16 protein-coding genes are annotated in these 19,275 nt (G+C 67.8%); 6 read left to right on the top strand and 10 right to left on the bottom strand.

All coding sequences use genetic code 11. The features are described 5' to 3' along the window. Positions 1-166 precede the first annotated feature (166 nt). On the top strand, positions 167-1,108 hold the full coding sequence (locus OO71_RS45360; protein WP_033296321.1) for an MFS transporter: 942 nt from the start codon (positions 167-169) through the stop codon (positions 1,106-1,108). Then, positions 1,105-1,227: a hypothetical protein gene (locus tag OO71_RS53060; RefSeq protein ID WP_281178552.1), complete on the top strand. Its 123-nt coding sequence runs from the start codon at positions 1,105-1,107 to the stop codon at positions 1,225-1,227. Before OO71_RS45360 ends, OO71_RS53060 begins: the two co-directional genes overlap by 4 nt. Before the next feature lie 3 nt (positions 1,228-1,230). Here OO71_RS53060 and OO71_RS45355 read toward each other — a convergent pair whose 3' ends face one another. Continuing rightward, the gene (locus tag OO71_RS45355; protein WP_051793223.1) at positions 1,231-1,869 is read right to left on the bottom strand and encodes a TetR/AcrR family transcriptional regulator; all 639 of its coding nucleotides are present in this window, start codon (positions 1,867-1,869) and stop codon (positions 1,231-1,233) included. A gap of 72 nt (positions 1,870-1,941) precedes the next feature. On the opposite strand from OO71_RS45355, the gene OO71_RS45350 reads away from it, so the two are divergent. Beyond that, complete coding sequence (locus OO71_RS45350; protein WP_033296320.1) at positions 1,942-2,964, top strand: NAD-dependent epimerase/dehydratase family protein; 1,023 nt, start codon at positions 1,942-1,944, stop codon at positions 2,962-2,964. 27 nt (positions 2,965-2,991) lie between these two features. Here the strand turns inward: OO71_RS45350 and OO71_RS45345 are convergent, their stop codons facing one another. After that, positions 2,992-3,624, bottom strand: a complete 633-nt coding sequence (locus OO71_RS45345; RefSeq protein WP_084145799.1) for a TetR/AcrR family transcriptional regulator — start codon at positions 3,622-3,624, stop codon at positions 2,992-2,994. 99 nt (positions 3,625-3,723) lie between these two features. Here OO71_RS45345 and OO71_RS45340 point away from each other — a divergent pair, with 99 nt between their 5' ends. Continuing rightward, entirely contained in the window at positions 3,724-4,743 is a 1,020-nt protein-coding gene (locus tag OO71_RS45340) for an NAD(P)-dependent alcohol dehydrogenase (protein WP_033296319.1), read from the top strand. Positions 4,744-5,144: 401 nt separating this feature from the next. Here the strand turns inward: OO71_RS45340 and OO71_RS45335 are convergent, their stop codons facing one another. The 8 genes from OO71_RS45335 to OO71_RS45300 form a co-directional block, all read right to left on the bottom strand. Beyond that, a complete protein-coding gene (locus tag OO71_RS45335) occupies positions 5,145-6,323 on the bottom strand; it encodes an MFS transporter (protein ID WP_033296318.1) in 1,179 nt (392 codons plus the stop codon). Positions 6,324-6,801: 478 nt separating this feature from the next. Further along, positions 6,802-8,883 carry a prolyl oligopeptidase family serine peptidase gene (locus OO71_RS45330; protein WP_033296317.1) on the bottom strand — a complete coding sequence of 694 codons (2,082 nt, stop codon included), beginning with the start codon at positions 8,881-8,883 and terminating at the stop codon, positions 6,802-6,804. A gap of 17 nt (positions 8,884-8,900) precedes the next feature. Further along, complete coding sequence (locus OO71_RS45325) at positions 8,901-10,124, bottom strand: metal-dependent hydrolase family protein (protein ID WP_033296316.1); 1,224 nt, start codon at positions 10,122-10,124, stop codon at positions 8,901-8,903. Continuing rightward, positions 10,115-11,632, bottom strand: coding sequence for an amidase (locus OO71_RS45320; RefSeq protein ID WP_051793221.1), 1,518 nt, complete (start codon positions 11,630-11,632; stop codon positions 10,115-10,117). Before OO71_RS45320 ends, OO71_RS45325 begins: the two co-directional genes overlap by 10 nt. Positions 11,633-11,745: 113 nt before the next feature. Further along, positions 11,746-13,602 carry a dipeptide ABC transporter ATP-binding protein gene (locus tag OO71_RS45315; protein ID WP_084145797.1) on the bottom strand — a complete coding sequence of 619 codons (1,857 nt, stop codon included), beginning with the start codon at positions 13,600-13,602 and terminating at the stop codon, positions 11,746-11,748. Between the two features lie 11 nt (positions 13,603-13,613). Continuing rightward, entirely contained in the window at positions 13,614-14,474 is an 861-nt protein-coding gene (locus OO71_RS45310; protein WP_051793219.1) for an ABC transporter permease, read from the bottom strand. Continuing rightward, positions 14,471-15,436, bottom strand: coding sequence for an ABC transporter permease (locus OO71_RS45305; RefSeq protein ID WP_245633979.1), 966 nt, complete (start codon positions 15,434-15,436; stop codon positions 14,471-14,473). The genes OO71_RS45310 and OO71_RS45305 overlap by 4 nt, the downstream gene beginning before the upstream one ends. A 49-nt stretch (positions 15,437-15,485) precedes the next feature. Beyond that, on the bottom strand, positions 15,486-17,225 hold the full coding sequence (locus OO71_RS45300) for an ABC transporter substrate-binding protein (RefSeq protein ID WP_162186193.1): 1,740 nt from the start codon (positions 17,223-17,225) through the stop codon (positions 15,486-15,488). 57 nt (positions 17,226-17,282) lie between these two features. On the opposite strand from OO71_RS45300, the gene OO71_RS45295 reads away from it, so the two are divergent. Then, positions 17,283-18,524, top strand: coding sequence for a PucR family transcriptional regulator (locus tag OO71_RS45295; RefSeq protein WP_084145793.1), 1,242 nt, complete (start codon positions 17,283-17,285; stop codon positions 18,522-18,524). 388 nt (positions 18,525-18,912) lie between these two features. Next, positions 18,913-19,275 (top strand): IclR family transcriptional regulator domain-containing protein (locus OO71_RS45290; protein WP_281178551.1); only part of this gene is annotated, 363 nt, incomplete at its 3' end.

Genomic DNA, 19,275 nt, shown 5'->3' with positions numbered 1-19,275 from the left:
CCGCGCATGCACCGTCCCGTCAGGATCCGCCAGGACAGCCTTGATCCCAGTCCCCCCGACATCGGCCCCGATCAGCAGACCCGGCTCCGAAACGACAGCGGCGACCGCGGCGACCCGCACGGCCCCGTCGTCATCGGCGGGGAGGGGAAATCCGCTGCTCGAAGCCATGTGTGACGAACAGCAACTCACCGGCGCCCCCGCGCGGAAGGTCCGGGTGTGGCCGGTCCTGCTGTCGATGTTCCTGCTCAACGTCTTCGCCTACGCGGCGATCGTCGGCGCGCTCCAGGTTCTGCTGCCCACCCAGGTGCGGATCATCGCGGGTGACAACGCCCCGTCCGCACTCGCGCTGGTCACCGGGATCGCGGCCATCGCCGCCTTCGCCGTGCCGCCGTTCATCGGAATCCTGTCCGACCGCACCCGCACCCGATGGGGCCGCCGTGCCCCGTGGATCCTGTTCGGCGGCATCGGTACCGGCGGCACCCTCATCATGCTCGGCACCGCGTCCTCGGTAGCCGGGCTCGTCGTCGGCTGGTTCCTCATGCAGGCACTGGTGAACGTCGGACTCAACGTCATCCTCGCGACCATCCCCGACCGGATCCCCGCGCACCGGCACGGCCTCGCCAGCACAGTCCAAGGCCTCGGACTACCCCTCGGCGCCATCGTCGGCGTCCAAGCCGGCGCCTTTTTCGTCAACTCGATCTTCACCGGGTACCTGCTGCTGGCCATCCTGGTCCCGCTCGCGTCGCTGGCAAGTGCCTGGCTCACCCGGGAATCACGCAGCACCGCGGTGGAAGTCCGCGAACGCCGTCCGGTGTTCACCGAATTCCGCCAGACGTTCGCCAGCCTGCGCTTCCGCGACTACCGCTGGGTGTTCATCTCCCGCGCGGTGCTCTACCTCGGCCCGTCCATGATCGGCAGCATGACCCTGTACGCCCTGCAGGACTACATCAAGATGCCCGCCGGCTTGACGGCCGCGCAGGGCATCGCGTCGACCTCGCGCTGGCCACCCTGGTCCTGCCCGCCGCCGGCGACACCGGCCGCGACCTCGGCGTGTTCCACATCGCGCTCACCGCACCGCAGGTCATCGGCCCGTTCATCGGCGCGATGATCGTCAGCTCGCTCGGCGGGTACTCGTCCCTCTACCTGATCGCCGGGCTCGTCTCCCTCGTCGGAGCCCTCGCGGTGCTGCGGGTCCGCACCAACGCCACCGCGGCAGCGCTGGGCTGAGATTCAGTCCTCGAGCGCGGTGGATCGACGCGGAGAGCCGGATATGTCAAGAAGGGCAAGCATTTCCGGAAGCAGGTCTCCCTTGAGGGGATCCGGGTTGCTGCTGTCGATCGCGCCCTCCAGGGCGAGGGTCGTGTACCCGTGCACGAGGGACCAGACCGCGTAACTCGGCAGCAGTGCGGGGTCGGTGCCGGACGCCGGTGCGGCGCCCTCGCCGCGCAGGCCGCGATCCAAAATCAGGAGCGCGCGGTGCTTCTGCTCGGCCAGCTCGGGCGCGGTGAAGTCGAACTGCGTCATCCGCCACATCAAATCGAACACGGCACGATTCTCGCTCGCGAAGGCGACATATTCCGCCGCAATGCACCCGACGCGCTCGCGAGCATCGAGCCCTGCGAAGTCGAGTGATTCGAGCCGATCGCACAGTTGCCGGTACGCGCGCGTCGCGAGCGCACCCAGGAGCCCGCGCGCGTCACCGAAATGATGTTTGGGCGCAGACTGCGACACCCCCGCCCGTCGCGCCGCATCGCGCATGCTGAACCCGGCGACACCCTTCTCGGTCAACACGATCAGCGCACTGTCGAGCAGCGCTGCATGCAGATTGCCGTGATGGTACTGATCCCCGGCGACGCGTTCCTTGCCCATCGCTCCATCTTGACAGTGAGTAGATGATCCGTAAACTGCTCACTGTCAAGATGGAGCGGACGGGGTATCGACATGACAGACAAAGTGCTGGTCACCGGCATCTCCGGGTTCATCGGCGGGCACGTCGCCGCCGAGCTGCTCCGACGCGGATACGCGGTACGCGGCTCGGTCCGGTCCTGCACCCGGGTCAGCGAGGTACACGCAGCGATGGCGACCGCGGGCGTCGACCCGGCACAGCTCGAGATCTGTCTCCTCGACCTGCTCTCCGACGACGGGTGGGCAGAAGCCGCCGACGGATGCCGATACGTCCTGCACGTGGCCTCCCCGTTCGTGCTGGCGAAACCGAAAGACCCGGACGAGCTGATCCGTCCCGCCGTCGAGGGGGCGACCCGAGCGGTCGGGGCAGCGCTGGACGCGGGCGCGGAACGCGTGGTCATGACCTCGGCGCTGGCGACGATCCAGTTCGCCCGCGCACCCAAAAGGCACCTCTACACCGACGCCGACCGGACCGACCCGGACGACCCGCGCCTGAACGCGTACACCGTCTCGAAAATCAAAGCCGAACGCGCCGCCCGAGAACTCGCGCAGCACCGCGGAGCCCCGGACCGGCTCGCACTCATCAACCCCGGCGCGGTGATCGGGCCACTCCTGACCAAGGATCCAGGAACCTCCGTCACCGCAATCCAGCAACTCATGTCCGGGGCCCTCCCGATGATCCCCGACCTCCGGCTGCCCTGGATCGACATCCGAGACATCGCCGACGCCCACCTCGCCGCGATGACCTCCCCCGCCGCCGCCGGCCGCCGCACCATCGTCGCCACCGACCCGATGTCGCTCACCGAGGTCGCCCACGTGATCCGCGAACGCCTCCCCGGACCAAGCCGGAAAATGCCGGCACGAGCGATGCCGACCTGGTTCACCCGGCTCGCCAGCGTGGTCGAACCCCAGCTGCGCGACAACCGCTGGCTGATCGGCTGCAAACAGAGCTTCGACCACACCCCCGCCGAAACCCTCCTCGGACACCCATTGCGCTCCATCCCCGACGCAATCGAGCAAACCGCCCGCAGCCTCGCCGAACACGACCTCATTCGGTGATCGTGCAGCAGGTTTTCCGCCTCTGCATCAAGGAATCGTCGGCCGCGGCGGCGTAGCGGTGCCGGATACGGTTGCGACGCCGTGCGGGTCGGCCGGGCAGAAACCGCGCCGGACCATTTCGGCGAGGGCTTCGCGGCGCCGTTGGTGGTCGGTTTCCGGGTCGGCCGGGGTTGCCGCGTAGAACAAGCTTGCCGGTGACCAGGTGAGCGCCATCATCGACACCATCGCCAGGACGTCCGCGGGCGCGAGCGCCGGGTCGATGTGCCCGTCGCGCTGGGCGTCGGCGATGGCGCTCAGCTTCTGGCCGGTCTCCTCGGCCATGGTGGTGACCAGGTCGCCCGCAGGCCGGCGTTCCAGCCGGGCCCAGGTCGCCAGCCGGACCAGGTCCGGCTTGGCCAGGCAGGCGTCGTAGATACCGACGGCGTAGCCGGGCAGATCACGAGCGGTCATCGGCACCGCGTTGACCAGGTCGCCTGCGTGTTCCTGGAACACCGTGTCGAACAGGCGGTCCTTGTCGCCGAAGTAGGCGTAGAGCTGCGCTTTGTTGGCCTTGGCAGTGGCCGCGATCCGGTCGACCCTCGCCCCCGCGATGCCGTACGCCGCGAACTCCGCGGCCGCCGCATCCAGCAACCGGCGCCGGGTGGCTTGTCCATCCTTCACCGGCACACTCTAACTAACCAGTTTGTTTGACGCCATGATCGGCTCCGGCTAGGATGCAACTAACTAGTTTGTTTCAACCAACGGGGAGGCCGACCGAGCATGAAGGTCCACGCGTACGCAGCACACGACGCAGGCGGGCCGCTGCGCTCGCACGAGTACGAGGCCGGCCCGCTGGGGTCGAACGAGGTCGACGTCCGCGTGACGCACGGCGGCATCTGCCACACCGACACCGACCTGATCGACAACACGCACGGAATCTCCCGGTACCCCGTCGTCGCCGGGCACGAGGCGGTCGGCGTGGTGCAGGCCCTCGGCGACGCGGTCGACCCCACCGTTCTGGCCGTCGGGCAACGTGTCGGCGTCGGCGCCACCGCCGGTTCGTGTTTCCGCTGCGAGTGGTGCCTCAGCGGTCGGACAAACCTGTGCGCCGACAAGGACGACACCGTCCTGCGCGGCGACCGAGGCGCCTTCGCCAGCCACGTCCGAGCCGGCGACTGGCGGCACGTCTACCCGATTCCCGACGCGATCAGGTCCGAGCACGCGGGTCCCCTGTTCTGCGCTGGTACCACAGTGTTCGCCCCCCTTCTCGACAACGGCGTCCTGCCGACACACCGCGTCGCAGTGGTCGGCATCGGCGGTCTGGGCCACCTGGCCGTCCAGTTCCTCGCGAAGTGGGGATGCGCCGTCACCGCCATCTCGACGACACCGGCGAAACGAGCCGACGCAGAACGCTTCGGCGCCACGGACTTCATCGCCTCCGGCGAACCAGGCGCACTCCAGGACGCAGCCGGTTCATTCGACTTCATCATGTCCACCGTGAACGCCGACCTCCCCTGGGACGACTACTTCGGCCTGCTTCGCCCCCAGGGCAGGTTGTGCGTAGTCGGATTCCCCGCACGGCCCATCACCATCTCCCAGATGAGCCTGCTACCCGCAGCGAAGTCGATCACCGGCGGCATCGTCGGCTCCGCCACACAAACCCGGCAGATGCTCGACTTCGCCACCCGGCACGGCATCCGGCCCGAAGTCGAAACGTTCCCCGTCGCGGACTTCGAACGGGCACTGGACCGGGTCCGCAAGGGCGATGCCCACTATCGCGCCGTCGTCGAATTCGAGTAGCGCCGGCACTCATCGTCGAGAGGCGGACCGAGATCGTGCGGCTGATCTCTTGCGATTCCGGCCCGCCGCGATCACCGGTCGGATGCGGACGAACTCGCCCGTGGACCGGCCAAGCAGGCAGAGCAGAGGCCGCCATCGGGACGTTGCGTGCCCACGGCCAGCAGATCGCGACAGCGCAGCGGGCCGGCCCGATTGGGCTGTCGCTGCTGGCGACTATCCGAGCGGCACCGGTGCTGAGTCCGTTGCCGGTCGTGGTCGCTGCATGTCCGCCGACGAGAACAACATGGCGGGCCGTGGGTTCTCGAACGATCCTCAGGGCGAGCGGGGCCGGGCTGGACCGGGTGGCTGGAAGGCATGACTACGGCCGTCGTGTCCTTCGCAAAGGTGTTCCCCGCAAAGGGTCAGGCCGGGCGGGGCGGGGACAACCGCGAACCGAAGGCGCGCATTGCGGCCGCGCCGAGTAACGGCCCGGGGGCCAGCAGCAGAAACGCGTATCGCCAACCGACCAGCCCGGCCAGCAGGGGGACCAGCTGGATGCTCACGACGGTGAGCGCGAACCCGATGGCCGTCTGCGCCGTCAGCGCGGTGCCGACGTAGCGGGAGTCGGCGACCTCGCTCAAGGACGTCGAGAACACGGCCGAATCGGCGATCACCGCTGCTCCCCAGACGATGCAGAACACCGCACGGAAGGCGGGCGGCATCCCGAACGCCCACGGGGACAGCAGACAGCACAAGCCACTGGCCAGCAGCGCCGCCATGGCCGTCGGCGCACGGCCGTAGCGGTCCGCGCACCAGCCGCCGAGCAGGCAGCCGGCGGCGCCTGCGGCACCGATTGCCAGGAAGACGAAGATCTCGACCTTCCCCGTGTCGTCGGCGGCGAGCAGGAACGCCGGGATCCAGGTCCAGAGCGCGTAAAGTTCCCACATGTGCCCGAAATAGCCGAGATTTGCCAGCCGCGGACCGCGTTCGGCAAACATCGTCATCGCGTACCGCGGGTTGCGGACCGGTGCCCCCGCGGCCAGATGCGGGCCCGCCCGGACGACGGTCACCGCGACCAGTGCGCCCGCGATCCCGACCCCCGACGCGGTGAACAGCACCACCCGCCACGGCAACGCACCGAGCCCGGCGATCAAGTGCGGCAGCGCCGATCCCAGGGTCAGCGCGCCGACCAGGATGCCGAGCGCGATCCCCCGCCGGTCGCTGCCCGACCAGGACGCCATCAGCTTCATCCCCACCGGGTACACCCCGGCAAGGCACACCCCGGTCAGGAACCGCAGCGGGATCGCCCCTGCCATACCGGTCACCGATCCCGCCAGCACCATCGTGCAGCCGGCCGCAGCCGCCGCGCTGCCCGCCATCAGCAGGTGCGGACGGACCCGGTCGGCCAGATTCAGCAGCGTGGCCGCCACGGCCCCGGTCACGAATCCGAGCTGGACCGCACCGGTGAGCCAGACCGCCGAGGCCGCCGAGATCCCCCAGTCCGTGCGCAGGCTCGGCACCACGGCCGACACCGAAAACCACACCGCGAGACCGAAAACCTGCACGACCGAGATCGCGCCACGTTGCAGCCTGCCGCTCATTTCGTCCCCTTACCGAGCATCGGCGGCCGGGAAGCGCCCACCGTGAGAACGGGTAGCCGGGCAGGTCTCCCCGCCCGGTGAGCCACTGAGTATCCGTGAACGCCTCAATGGTGGCAGCCGGACCACCGTGCCGCGAACCGGTACTGGACGCCTCCGGTCGGGCAGCCGCCGACCGAGGCGGTCACCAAGCGGGCATGCGGTCCCGCTGCGCGTCGATCAAGCTCACTTTCCCCGTCATTCGTGGAATGTGGCAAAAGAACCCACCGGCTCCCGATCGGTCCGGAGGCGCCGAAGTGTATGCGGCGTCCGGCAAGGGGTTCGGGCCATTCGGCTGGCCGGTGAGGCCGACCCGGTCAGCACATGGATATGCCACGGCTGGTGTTGGAGGTCCGCATCGCGCGCTCATTGCCGGATAAGGCAACAGAGAGCGTGGATCCGGGACGCGCCGGATCCACGCTCACCCGCTCCGCCCGTGCGCTCAGCCGGGTGGCACCATCCCGAGGGTTTTCTCCACAAAAGCGAGCCATTCCGTTTCCTGGCTCAGCAAGGTTTTCCGGTCGTTGGCGAAGCCGTGTCCCGAGTTCCGCCAGATGTGCAGGAGTACCGGGGACTCGTTGCCGCCGGCTGCCTGGAGCCGGGCGGCGAATTTGCGGGCGTGCCAGGGTGGGCAGCGGGGGTCGGTGTCGCCTGCTTCGATGAAGACTGCCGGGTAGGCGGTGTCGTCGTCGACCAGGTGGTAGGGCGAGAATCCGGCGAGCCTGCGGACCTCGGCGGGGTCATCGACATGGGCGAACTCCGCGTCGATGACCCATCGGTCGTAGCCGTCGCGGCAGGCGCCGATGAGGTCGAGAAGCGGGACGCGCGGGACGACCGCCCGGAACAGGCCGGGGCGCTGGGTGGCGGCGACTCCGCACAGCAGCCCGCCGTTCGACACGCCGGTGACCGCGAGCAGGTCGCGGGTGGTGACCCCGGTGGCGATCAGGTTCTCGGCGATTGCGTACAGGTCGGCGTAGCCGTTCTCCTTGGCCTGCAGGCGACCGCCCTCCCACCACTCGCGGCCGAGTTCGGTGCCGCCACGCAGATGGGTGTGCACGAGTGTTCCGCCGGAGTCGACGAATGCCGCCAGGGAGCCCGGGAACTGGGGCAGCCAGGGCGCGCCGAACCCGCCGTAACCCCACAGCAGCGCCGGACGCGGCTCGTTCAGCAGGACGTCGCGGCGCCGGACCAGGTGATAGGGCACGCGGGCGCCGTCGGCGGAGGTGGCCCAGCCGTCTTCGACCACGCAGTTTTCCATGGTGACTTCGGGTTCCCGCACCGTCTCCACCAGCGCTGCACCCGGGCGATGCCGGAAGGTGCCCCAGGAACTCGTCAGAGTGGAAAAGGCGAATACGAGCTGCTCTTCGGGTACGGGATCGAGGAGGTTCATGAGGGTGAACGGCCGTTCGCCGAGCGCGCCCTTTCCCGGCAGCGGGACGTTCCCGCAGGGCCGGCCGTTGCGGTCCACGATGCGCAGGCCCGCGTAGGTGTCGACGAATTCGTGCACGTACACGAATTCACCCACCGGGCGCACGGCCCGCACCACGTTGTCCGACTCGGGCACCATGGTGCGCCAGGAACCCGGATCGCTGGGGTCCGCGCTGTCCAGCCCGATTGCCACCACCCGGCCGCGCGGGGCATCGATGTCGCTGACCGCGATCCACTCGTCCCCGAGCAGGTAACCCGGGAGGTTGAGCGAAGCGTCGGTGACGAACGGGCGCCACCCGAGAGCCGCCGGGTCGGCGAGTTCCGCCACTGCCACCGGGATCGGGTCGAACAACCCCTGTACGGCCACCGCATGCCGCCCGTCAGCCGAGGCGACCACCGCGCGGTAGTCCCCGCCGGGCAGCCACGGGGTCTCGACCTCGACAGTGCTGGGCGCGCCCCGCCGCAAGTGCAGCAGGACCCGGTGGGTGGCGCTGACCGGGTCGTCGTCGGTGGCGGTGTAGAAGAACCCCGATGAGTCGGGTAACCATTTCGCCCCGCCGGTCCAGTTGTCCTTGAGGAACTCGGCAGGCGGCTCCGGCAGCAGTTCCCCGGTCGCGGTCGCCACGAGCCGGATCCTGTTGCGCTCACTGCCGTCCAGGCACCCGCCGACGGCAAGCACGCGGCCATCGGGCGAGGGAGAGATCCAGGACAGGAACGGTGGTCGTTCCGCGTTCTCCGACGCGGGATCGAACACGACCCGGCCCGTTCCGTAGGGTTCCCCGGCTACGACTGCCCTCGAGTGCATCGCTCCGGGCACGGGTTCGATCCGGAACCACTGACCTGCCGCGAACAACGGTACCGAGCCGAATCGCTCATTGTCGTCACCCCAGTCGTAGCGCCCGACCAGCTCACGCAACCGGTCGAAATGCGGCCAGTCGCGCACGTACCGGGTCGCCGCTTCCCCTTGCGCGTCCTGCCAGGCGTTCACCTCGTCGGTGTCTTCTTCCAGCCACCGATAGGGATCGGCGAACTCCACCCCGGCGACCTCGTCGAGGTCGTCGCCGGTGCGGGTTTTGGGCACTTCGATATTGCTCATGCTCCGTTGCTCCTTGCTTACCGGATGTCCTTGACCACGCGGCCGTTCTGAACCACCAGGACGACGGCCGCCCGGTCGTCGAACAATGCGGGGTTCTCCAGGGGATCGGCGGCGAACACGGCCAGGTCGGCACGCTTGCCGACCTCGATCGTCCCCACCTCGTCGCCGATCCCGAGGATGTCCGCATTGATCCGCGTCGCCGACTCGAGCACCGCGGCGGGCGGCTCCACCTCGGACCGGAGGACGAGTTCGAGGCCCCGGTGGTCCTGGTTCGGCCCGATCAGGTCGGACCCCAAGCCCACCCGGACCCCGGCCCGCCGGGAGGCGAGCAGTCCCGCGACCATCCCTTCGTAGGCATCCCCGATCCGGCCGAGGATGTCGGAGGGCAGCCCGACCCCGCCGATGTCGTCCTGGAGCAGGCGGAGCACGGCAAGGGTCGGGATGTGCGCGATGTCGTGCCCGGCCAGCAATGCCGCGGTCTCGGCGTCGATCCGGGTACCGTGTTCGATGCAGCGGACGCCGGCCGACACCGCGTTCCGGATGCCCTCGTTGTTGTGTGCGTGCACCGTGACATAGGTGCCCCGAGCTCGGGCCTCCTCGACCGCAGCCGCGATCTCCGAGACGGTGAACTGGGTGTCGGTAAGCTTGTCGTGGCGTGAAACCACCCCGCCGGTGACACACATCTTGAGGAAGCTCGCTCCCCGGCGGAAGGCCTCGCGGGCGTTGCGCCGGACCTGGTCGGGGCCGTCGCCGGGCAGGGCGAAAAATCGCAGGCCGGGTAAATCGTGTTGATGCCACAGATCGGTCGGCTCCCACTCGGCGCCGAGGTAGCCGTGGCCGGCGGTCTGGCAGAGCAGCGGGCCGCAGTGCACAATCCGTGGCCCCGGCACTTTGCCACTCGCGACCACTCCCGCCAGGCCGTTGTCGATTCCCCCGGCGTCGCGCACGGTCGTGAAGCCCGCGTCCAACGTCTGGCGGCAGTTCTCGAACATGTCCGCAGCGAGTTCGGCAGCCGCAATCTCGTGCCGGTAACTCGCGTCGATCGAGCTGGACAGTCCCAAGTGGACATGCGCGTCGATCAGACCGGGAACAATCGTCAGGCCCGAGCAGTCGACGACCTCCGCGCCGGCAGGTGGCACGGCACCCAGGTCCGCGATTCTCCCGTCCTCGACCCGGATCGACAGCGAGTCGACCGGCTCCCGGCCGGTCCCGTCGACAACGGTTGCTCCGGTCAGCCACATTGTCCTTGCCCTCCTTGTGATGATGGGAAGATCGTCGAGCTCAGCGGGTGGACGAGGGGCGTGTACGGCTTCTGCGCGGCCGTGGCATCCTTTCGCTCCGGGCCGATGAACGCCGGGCCGTCGTCGAGGGCGCGAGGGACCTGCACATGGTGGTCCGTCACCGCCTGGACGTCGATCGCCAGCTGCAGCAGGCTTGCCTCGGTGTAGGGCAGTCCGGCGAGTTGCACGCCCACCGGCGAACCGTCGGCCGGGCTGAACCCGGCAGGCACTGCGACGACCGGGAAATTGGCGTCGTTCCAGGCGCCCAGCCCTCCCGTCAGCGGCACGTCAAGGACGGAGCCGGGGACTTCACTGTGGAGCGTCGGGTGCGCAACGGCGGTGAGACTGTGCTCGGCGAAGATCTGCTGCCACGTCGCGACGTACTCGCCCCGCTTGACCTGTGCCGTCACGTAGTCGACGGCGCTGCCGCTGCTGTCCAGCGACTTGAACATCGCGGCGAACTCGTCGCGACCGAGATGGCGGCGATCGGAGAACTGCGCGTACACGACATGCGCTTCTGCGGCAAGGATGGTGGTCCACAGGCCCGCACCGTCCGGGCCGGTCTCGAGGGGGTTGGCCGGCCAGTCGAATTCGACGAGCTCCACGCCGATCCGGACGAGGTCCCGGGTGAATCGCTCGTAGGCCGTCGCGACGCCGTCGGTCATCGGCTGGTCGGCAAACCGCGGTACCCCGACCCGCGTTCCGGCCGCCGGGCGGGCTCCCGGCCGCGGCCGCACCGGATAGGTCGCCGACGCCGGCTGGGTATAGGTGGAGTAGTCCAGCGGATCGCGCCCGGCCATCGCCGCGAGCAGCAGCGCGCAGTCGGCCGCGCTGCGGGCCATCGGCCCCACCGCGTCGTAGGTGAACGTGATCGGGATGCATCCGGCCGTGCTGATCAGCCCGAACGTGGGTTTCACCGCGGTCACCCCGTTGAATGCGGCCGGCAGCCGGAGACTGCCGCGGCCGTCGGTGCCCACGGTCGCCGGCACCGTGCGCGCCGCCAGCGCGATCCCGCTGCCGCTGCTCGACCCGCCGGGGGTAAGGGCCGCGTCCCAGGGATTCGCCCCCCACGACCCGCAGGAGAGCTCGCCGCAGTGAAGGTGTCCCAACAGGACCATTCCCGCGTCCCGCAGCTTCGCCCATACCGTCGAGTCAGTGTCCGCGACGTTGCCCTGCAGCATCGCGCTGTCGGCGGTCACCGGCAGGCCGGCGACACCGATGACATCCTTGAGCCCTACCGGGATCCCGGTCAGTGGCCCTCCCTGGCCGGCGGCAATTGCTCGATCTGCAGCACCGGCCGCGGCGCGCGCCTCGGATTCGTAGACGCAGATCCACGCACCGTACCGGTGGTCACGGACCGCGATTCGTTCCAGACACGCTTCGGTGAGTTCCACTGCGCTGATCCGACCAGCGCGCATGGCATCGGATGCCTCGGCGATGTCCCAGTCCGCCGGGTGCTCTCGCGACATCGATGTCTCCTTTCGGTGGTTGGCCGGATGGATCACGTAGGCTATGCCGCCGGCTGATGGATGGACATCGACAAATGTCGGAGATCCATGATCATCTGTACGACAACCGCCTCTCACTGCTTTGCGGTCGAACCGGGAACCGCAGCCACCAAGCGCTGCGTGTAGCGGTGGGATGGATGGTCAAGGACAGCGGGCGTGTCGCCGGACTCGACGATTTCGCCACCGCACAGCACCATCACCCGGTCGGTCATCTGCCGCACGACCGACAGATCGTGAGTGATGAACAGCATCGCTATTCCCTCGTCCCGGCGGATGTCCCGCAGCAACTCGAGCACCTGGGCTTGAGCGGACACGTCAAGCGCGGCGACCGGCTCGTCGCAGATCAGCAGCCGTGGCTTCATGGCGATTGCCCTGGCGATGGCGATCCGCTGCCGCTCACCGCCGGAAAGAGCGTCCGGACGCCGGCCGAGGTAGGACTCGGGAAGCCCCACGCGCACCAGCAGCTCACGCGCCTCCCGGGACGAATCGTCGCTGTCCCCCCGCCGGCCGATCACCTCCCGCAACGTCGTCTCGACCGAACGAGCTGGATTGAGCGACGCATACGGGTCCTGAAAAACGACCTGGACGCTGCGGTAAACCTCCCGCCGCTCGCGGCGATCGAGCTTCCGGCGATCGGTGATCGCCATCCCGCCGAGGGTGATCTCGCCCGAGTCCGGTGTGGTCAGACCGAGAATCGAGCGCGCAATTGTCGTCTTCCCCGAGCCGGTCTCGCCGACCAAACCGAGAGACTCCCTCTCGCCGATGCTGAAGCTGACGCCGTCCAGCGCCACGTGCTGCTGCCCGCGGCCGATCAACGGGGTGGTGTGAAATGTCTTGCGCAGCTGGTCCACGACGAGAATCGGCGATCGGGACGACGGCGTCGGCGGCGGCGAGCCCGGCCGCTGCCGGACCTGCAGTGCGCTCACAAGCTCCTTGCCGATCTCCTCGACCCGAACACATGCCGACAGGTGTCCTTCACTGTGCTGCACGAGAGCCGGCCGGCCGGCCGTGCACTCGGGCCGCACCCAGGCGCACCGCTCGGCGAACGAACACTGTCCGGCGACGGAATCGGCCGCCGGAACCCGGCCGGGAATGGATACGAGCCGGTCGAGGTAGCGCTCCATGTCCGGCTCAGCGAGCAGGAGGCCGACGCTGTACGGGTGAGCAGGCTCGTCGCGCAGCCGGTCGGCGGACGCCAGCTCGACAACCGAGCCGGCGTACATGACCTGGATCCGGCTGCAGATCGAAAACGCCACGGGAAGGTCGTGGGTGATGAACAGCATCGACATGTTCCGGCTGCGCTGAATCTCCCTGAGCAACGCCAGTACCTCGTCTTGCGTGGTGACGTCCAGTGCCGTGGTCGGCTCGTCGGCGATCAGGACCTTCGGGTCCCGAGCGAGTGCCGCGGCCAGCGCAACCCGCTGCCGCATCCCGCCGGAAAGCTCGAAGGGATACCGGTCGGCGACTGCCGGCACCAATCTGACCTCATCGAGGCGAGCGGCGATCTCGCGACGCAGCTTCGCCCGGTCGTCGCGCACTTGCTTGGGCAGCGATTCCGCAATCGTCGTTCCGACCCACTGCAGTGGATTGAGCATGGTGAACGGATCCTGCATCAAGAGACTGATCTCGCCACCGCGCAATTTTCGCCAAGCGCGCTCGCTTTTTCCGATCAGCTCTTCGCCTTGATAGCGAATCGACCCGGTGGCACGGAGTCCGGGCGGCAGCAGGCCGACGATCGAACGTGCGGTCAACGATTTTCCACTGCCGGACTCGCCGACAATTCCCAGCGTGCTACCGGCAGGCAGAGCAAGGTCCACCGCACGCACCAGGGTCGTCGAGTGACCACGCCTTACGCTCAGCCCCTTGACCTCGAGGAGCGCGTCGTCGGACGCAGCCGGTCGCGCTTCAGGGCCGTACCTGAACGCTGGCACATTCGGCGCTGTCACGAACGTTCTCCCTTGTTTTCGAGGCTCTCATGGAGCCAGTCGCCAAGCAGAGTGGCACTCGCGGCGGTCACGATGAGCAGTACCGCGGGACCGACGGACAGCCACGGGTTCTCGCCAATCAGCGACTGACCGTCCGCCAGCATCACCCCCCAGTTCGGGCTGCCAGGAGGAACTCCGAGCCCGAGATAGCTCAATGCGGCAAAGCCGATCAGCGCCGTAACGAAATCGAGCAGAAAGGAGGCGACGAGGGTGGGTGCGATATTCGGCGCCACTTGCCGGAAGATGATCCTGACCGGCGACAGGCCGGCCGTGCGAGCCGCATCGATGTAGAGCCGATGCACCTGCGCCATCGCTGCGCTTCGGCAGATCCGTATTTCGTACGGCAGCGACAAGGCCAGCAGGACGAATGCGGTCGTCCAATAGCCGCCGCCAGTCACTCCCAGAACTACTATTGCGATCAGCAGCGCCGGCAGCGCGTAGATCAGGTCGGCGGCGCCATTCACGATCGTGTCCGTGGTCCCGCCGAAGTATGCAGCGGCCATTCCCAGGCTGGCGCCGACCACGAGACAGCCGAGCGCGACCAGAAGCGGGCCGAGGGTCGCGGACTGGGTCCCGGCCAGCAACTGGGACAGGGCGTCACGTCCCAGCTGATCGGTCCCGAGCAGGTGCCCACCACCGCCCGAGGTGACGCCGAGCAGCGGATCCTGAGCCAGCGGGTGGTACGGGCTCAGGCGGGCACCCGCAATCCCGAACACGATGACCGCCAGGAGGAACAACGCGCAGAATGCCGGAATGATAGGCACCGATCGGCGGGACCGGGGCCGGGCAAGCCCGGGCGATTCGACAGTGGCGGTCACCGTTGACCGGCCTTCCTCGCGGTGCGGGTCCGCGGGTCGATGACGAGGGTAGCTGCATCCGTGGCCAGGTTGACCACGATCACGGCCAGCGCGGTCAGCAATGCCAGCCCCTGGACCACGGGGATGTCCTTGGCCCCGACGGCTTGCACCATGAGCTGTCCGGCGCCGGACAGCGAGAAGACCGTCTCGACCAATACGGCTGCCGAGATCGCGACAACCAGGACCAGGCCGATCGCGGTCACGATGGGCAGCGCGGTGTTGCGCAGCGCATAGCGGAGCAAAATCCTCCCGGACCCGAGGCCTCTTGCGCGGGCGAAGGTGACGTAATCCTGGTTCATCACGTCCTGGACCGCGGCCCGCGTTTGGCGCATCACGAGTGCCACGAGTCCGAGCGCCAGAGCTATCGCGGGGAGCGTGAGGTGCTCGATTCTGTCGAATACTCCGCCGGATCCCGCTCCGAAAACCGGGAATACCGCTGCCTTCACGCCAAGCAGGTAGATGAGCAGGATCCCGACCGCGAACGGCGGCGCGCTCATCGAAAGTACCGTCGCGCCCGAAACAGCCCGATCGAACGGCCGGCCGCGCCGGATGCCCGCCACCAGGCCGGCGGGAACACCGACGAGGATCACCAGCACCCCGGCGTAGAGCGCAAGTTCAAGCGTCACCGGCAGATGCGTGGCGATCACGTGGGTGACCGTGTCGCCGGATTGGACCGAGGTGCCGAGGTTGCCCTGCACGGCATCGACCAGCCAGTGCCAGTACTGCACGAGGAACGGGTCGTTGAGGTGGTACCGCGACTGGAGCGCGGCAACCAAGTCCGGCGTCGCGGGCTGGGTGCCGAGCAACGTCGCCACCGTCGAACCGGGTGCCATTGCGAGCAGGCTGAAGACGAGAAATGTCACCAGGACCAGGACAGCCGCCATGCGGCCGATTCGCTTCAGCAGGAAGATCGTGATTGCCACGGCTGCTTCCCTTCAATTCTCTTACGCCATTGACGAGTGCGGTTGCAAGCTACTTCGCTTCCAGAGCCGATACCCAGGTCCCGTTCCAGTAAAGGTCGAAAATGCTGGGCGCCGCCCGGAACGACCAGCCACTTCCCAGGACGTACACGTTGTCCGGTGCGCCGACGGGAATGTAGGGCACATCGTCGGCGACTGCCCGGAGCACGGTCTGCGCCGCGCTCAGCCGAACGGACTTGCCGGATTCCTTGACCAGAGCGGTGTCCGCCTGTTCCACGGCCGGGGTGGTGTACTCGGCGGTATTGAAACCGTTGGCTCCCATGTTCGATTTGGTGGTCAGAGCGGTCAGGCGCCAATTCGGGTCCGGGCTCGCCGAGTTGTAGTCGATGAGCTGCATCTCGCCCTTGTGAGCATAGATGTTCGCGATCCACTCGCTGACGGTGACCTGCCTCGGCGTGATGGTGACCCCGAGCTTTGCCAGGTTCTGCTGCAGGTTCAACACGACCAGTTTCTGCCACGGATTGGCATCATTGTAACTGATCGTCATCTCGAATCCGCGCGGATAAGCCGACTGCGCCAGCTGCGCTTTGGCTTTTTCGAGGTCGAAAGAATATTGCGGAAGCGATTTCAAGAAGTCCTGAATCACGCTGGCGGAGGGAGACAGACCGGCGAACTCACCGGCGGTGGACAGCGCACCGGCCGGCTCGAAGTTCGTGCCATAGGTCGTTGTCATCACTCCGGTCTTGTCCAGCGCGTAGGCGAACGCCTTTCGCACGTGCGGATCGCTGAAGGGGGCTTTCGAGGTGTCCAGAGAGAGGTAGTCCAGGGTGATATTGGGGGGAAGCTTGTGGGTCGAAGTGCCTTCGATTCCCTGGTACTGGGGGACGGTCTTCAGGTTCGTGACGAGTGAGCCGTCGAGTGCACCGGACTGCATCGCCAACCGCGCTGCGTTCTCGTCCGCGATCGTGTTGACGGCTATCTTGGCAGGCGCCGGTTTTTTGCCCCAGTAATGGGGATTACGCGTCATCGTGGTCGACTGGGGACTGAAACTGCTGAACGCATACGGCCCGGTACCCACCGGGAGGGCGCTGGCAGTGCCGAGGGTATCCGGGTGCGCCTTGGCAAACTTCGCCTCCTGCACGAATACCAGTGCGGCGATCTCGCTTCGAGCCAACGCGTCTGGCGTCTTCAGCTTGACGGTGACCTGCAGATCCCCGGTCGCAGTCGCGCTCGCGAAGGATTTGAAGTTGCCTGCCAGCTGCGAGATTCCGGTCGCAGCGTGGACGATGCTCCAGACCGCGTCGTCCGCCGTCATCGGCGTTCCATCGGAGAACTTGACGTCCGAGCGCAGCGAGTAGACCAGCGTCGTCGGGTCCGGTTGCTTGACCGATGTTGCGAGATCCGGCCCGAACTCGCCGGTGGGTGAGATGGTCTCGAGCTTTTCCGTGACCAGCCCGATGAACTGGGTGTTGACGAGCAGGTAGCTCTTCGGCACGTCGAGGGAGTTGGGTGCGCCCGGCACGCGCAGGGTGAACGTTCCGTCGTCGCCGCTGCCACCGGATGACCCGCCACAAGCGCTGATTGCGGGGGCCAGCAGGGCTATCGCCAACGACAGAACCGACGCACTCTTCCGATGCTTGAGCCTCATCACGTCGCGCTCGCTCTCTGCCTCGTCCAGGCCTTGCAAGCCCCCCGCAGGGCCGAAGTTTCCCCGGCCGGGCAGCTGGGGTGACCCAAGTTTGAGGCAGCCCGGTTCGTCCGCGTTCCGACGATTGTTCAGGGGTTGCGGCACCGATTACGACATCTGTCGAGGTGCCCTCTCCGGTGCCTGAGGTCTACAGTGCGTGATATGCCTGCCCCAGTGCGCGCGATGGCAACAGCTTTGGAGCGGTTGGCCGATTACCTCGCCGTCCGGTTGCAACGCTCGGTGGCCATCGATGACGCCCACTTCCGGCTGCTCGCCTACACGTCGCACGCAGGCGAGGTGGACACCGTCCGGACCCAATCCATCATGCGCCGAAGCGTGTCCGGCGAACTGATCGACTACCTCAACAGTCAGGGCGCGGCAAAGGCGAACGACGTGTTCACGGTTCTGGCATGTCCGTCGCTCGGGTTGGGGGTGGCTCGGATCGGCATGCCGATCCGCCTCGAGGGAACGTTGCTCGGCTACCTGTGGCTGCTGGACTCCGAAGGAGCAGTGAGTGGTACCGACGCGGCGGCGCTTCGCGGGGCGGCCGGCGACGCTGCCCTCATCCTGCACCGCGAGTACCTCGCCGGTGAAGTGACTCGCGGCCGCGAACGCGAGCTGGTCCGCGACCTCGTTTCGCTCGATCCGACGTTGCGCGCGGAGGCGGCGGACACCCTGATCGAAGAGGAGCTGATCGTCGCCGGACCGGTGACCGCACTGGTTGTGACGATCAACCACGACCGCGGCGAGCCCTTGGACGAGCAGAGCCGGGTGGCGCTCGACATTGCGGTCGATCACGGCCGCCGTAATCTCCCCCCGAAGCACGCATTGACACTGAACCGGCCTGATCACTCGCTGCTGCTTGCCGTGCCCCCCGGCCGCCGAGCGACGAGTGTGGAGCAAACGGCCGAAGAGCTGGCCGGCGCGATGCACAGCGGGCTGGTGACCGGAGGCGTGCCGGCCACCGGCGCCTGCTGGGTGGGGATCGGAGCCACCCGCCAGCGCATCGCCGAGGTACACGGCTCCTACCGGGAGGCCCGCCATGCGGCAGACGTCGCCCGGATCACCGGCGCACTCGGCTCGACAGTGCCGTACCTGCGGCTGGGGGTATATGCGGTACTGGCAAAGCTTCCTCCCGACGAACTCGCCGACGGCATCCACCCGGGTATCCGCCTGCTGCTCGATTCCTCCCTGGGACATGCCGAGCTGATCGAAACCCTGAAGGCCTACTTCGACAACGCCGGCGACGTACAGCGCGCAGCCAGCCAGTTGCACATCCATCGCGCCACCCTGTACTACCGCCTGCGACGGACGGAGGAGCTGACGGGGTTGAACCTGTCCCGCGGTGACGATCGCCTCGCGGCGCATCTGAGCCTCAAACTCGCACAGCTGATCCGCGAATAGCTGTCGTCCGGCGGGCGGCAGTCGAGGTAGCCGCGGGCCGGGATGGAGACGTTCCCGCCGCGCAGGCTGCCGGTCCCGAGGGGGCGTGCTCGAATTGCGGCATCCCGGTTCGGCTGACGACGCCGCCAGGACCACACCAGCGGCCTGCTGGCAGGTGTTTCGACGCCTTCGATGACGACGTAGGTTCCGTTTCGACGCTGCGGCCGGCGATCTGCGGGCCATCGCGGTCGTACTGCAGGTACTCGGCTCTCGTCCGGGACGGGAAGGCCTGTCCGGCGCCGGCTTCGTCGAACAAGACCCGGACACGCGCGCCTACCGGCTCGGCTGGCAGCCGTATGTCCTGGGCCGCAAGGCGGGCGACCAGCTTCTGCTCAACGCCGGTTCCGCCGTGCTGCGTGCCATGGTCCGGGAAACCGGCGAAACAGCCCTGCTCTCGGTACTGGACGGCGACAAATCCCTCACCCTGCTGCGAGAGCAGCCGGACCGTACGATCCAGGCCGCCGCGACGACCCGGCAGCCGTGGCCGCTGCACATCGCCGCCTCGGGACGCGCCCTGATGCTGGACATGAGCGACGAGGAGGTCCGCGACCTCATCAGCGCCGACATATCGCGCACGGATGCCGGTCCCGGCGCGAAGACATCCGTAGCCGAGGTACTCGACACGCTCCACCGCGAGCGGCAAACGGCGTGCTGCATTGCGATCGACGAGCTCGAAGCAGGTCACATGTCGATCGCTGCACCCGTCCGCGAT

It is taken from the genome of Amycolatopsis jejuensis (assembly GCF_000717335.1).
GTDB classification, from domain to species: domain Bacteria; phylum Actinomycetota; class Actinomycetes; order Mycobacteriales; family Pseudonocardiaceae; genus Amycolatopsis; species Amycolatopsis jejuensis.
The sequence above is the reverse complement of the archived record's forward strand: the minus strand, read 5'-3'. Positions and strand labels throughout refer to the sequence as shown.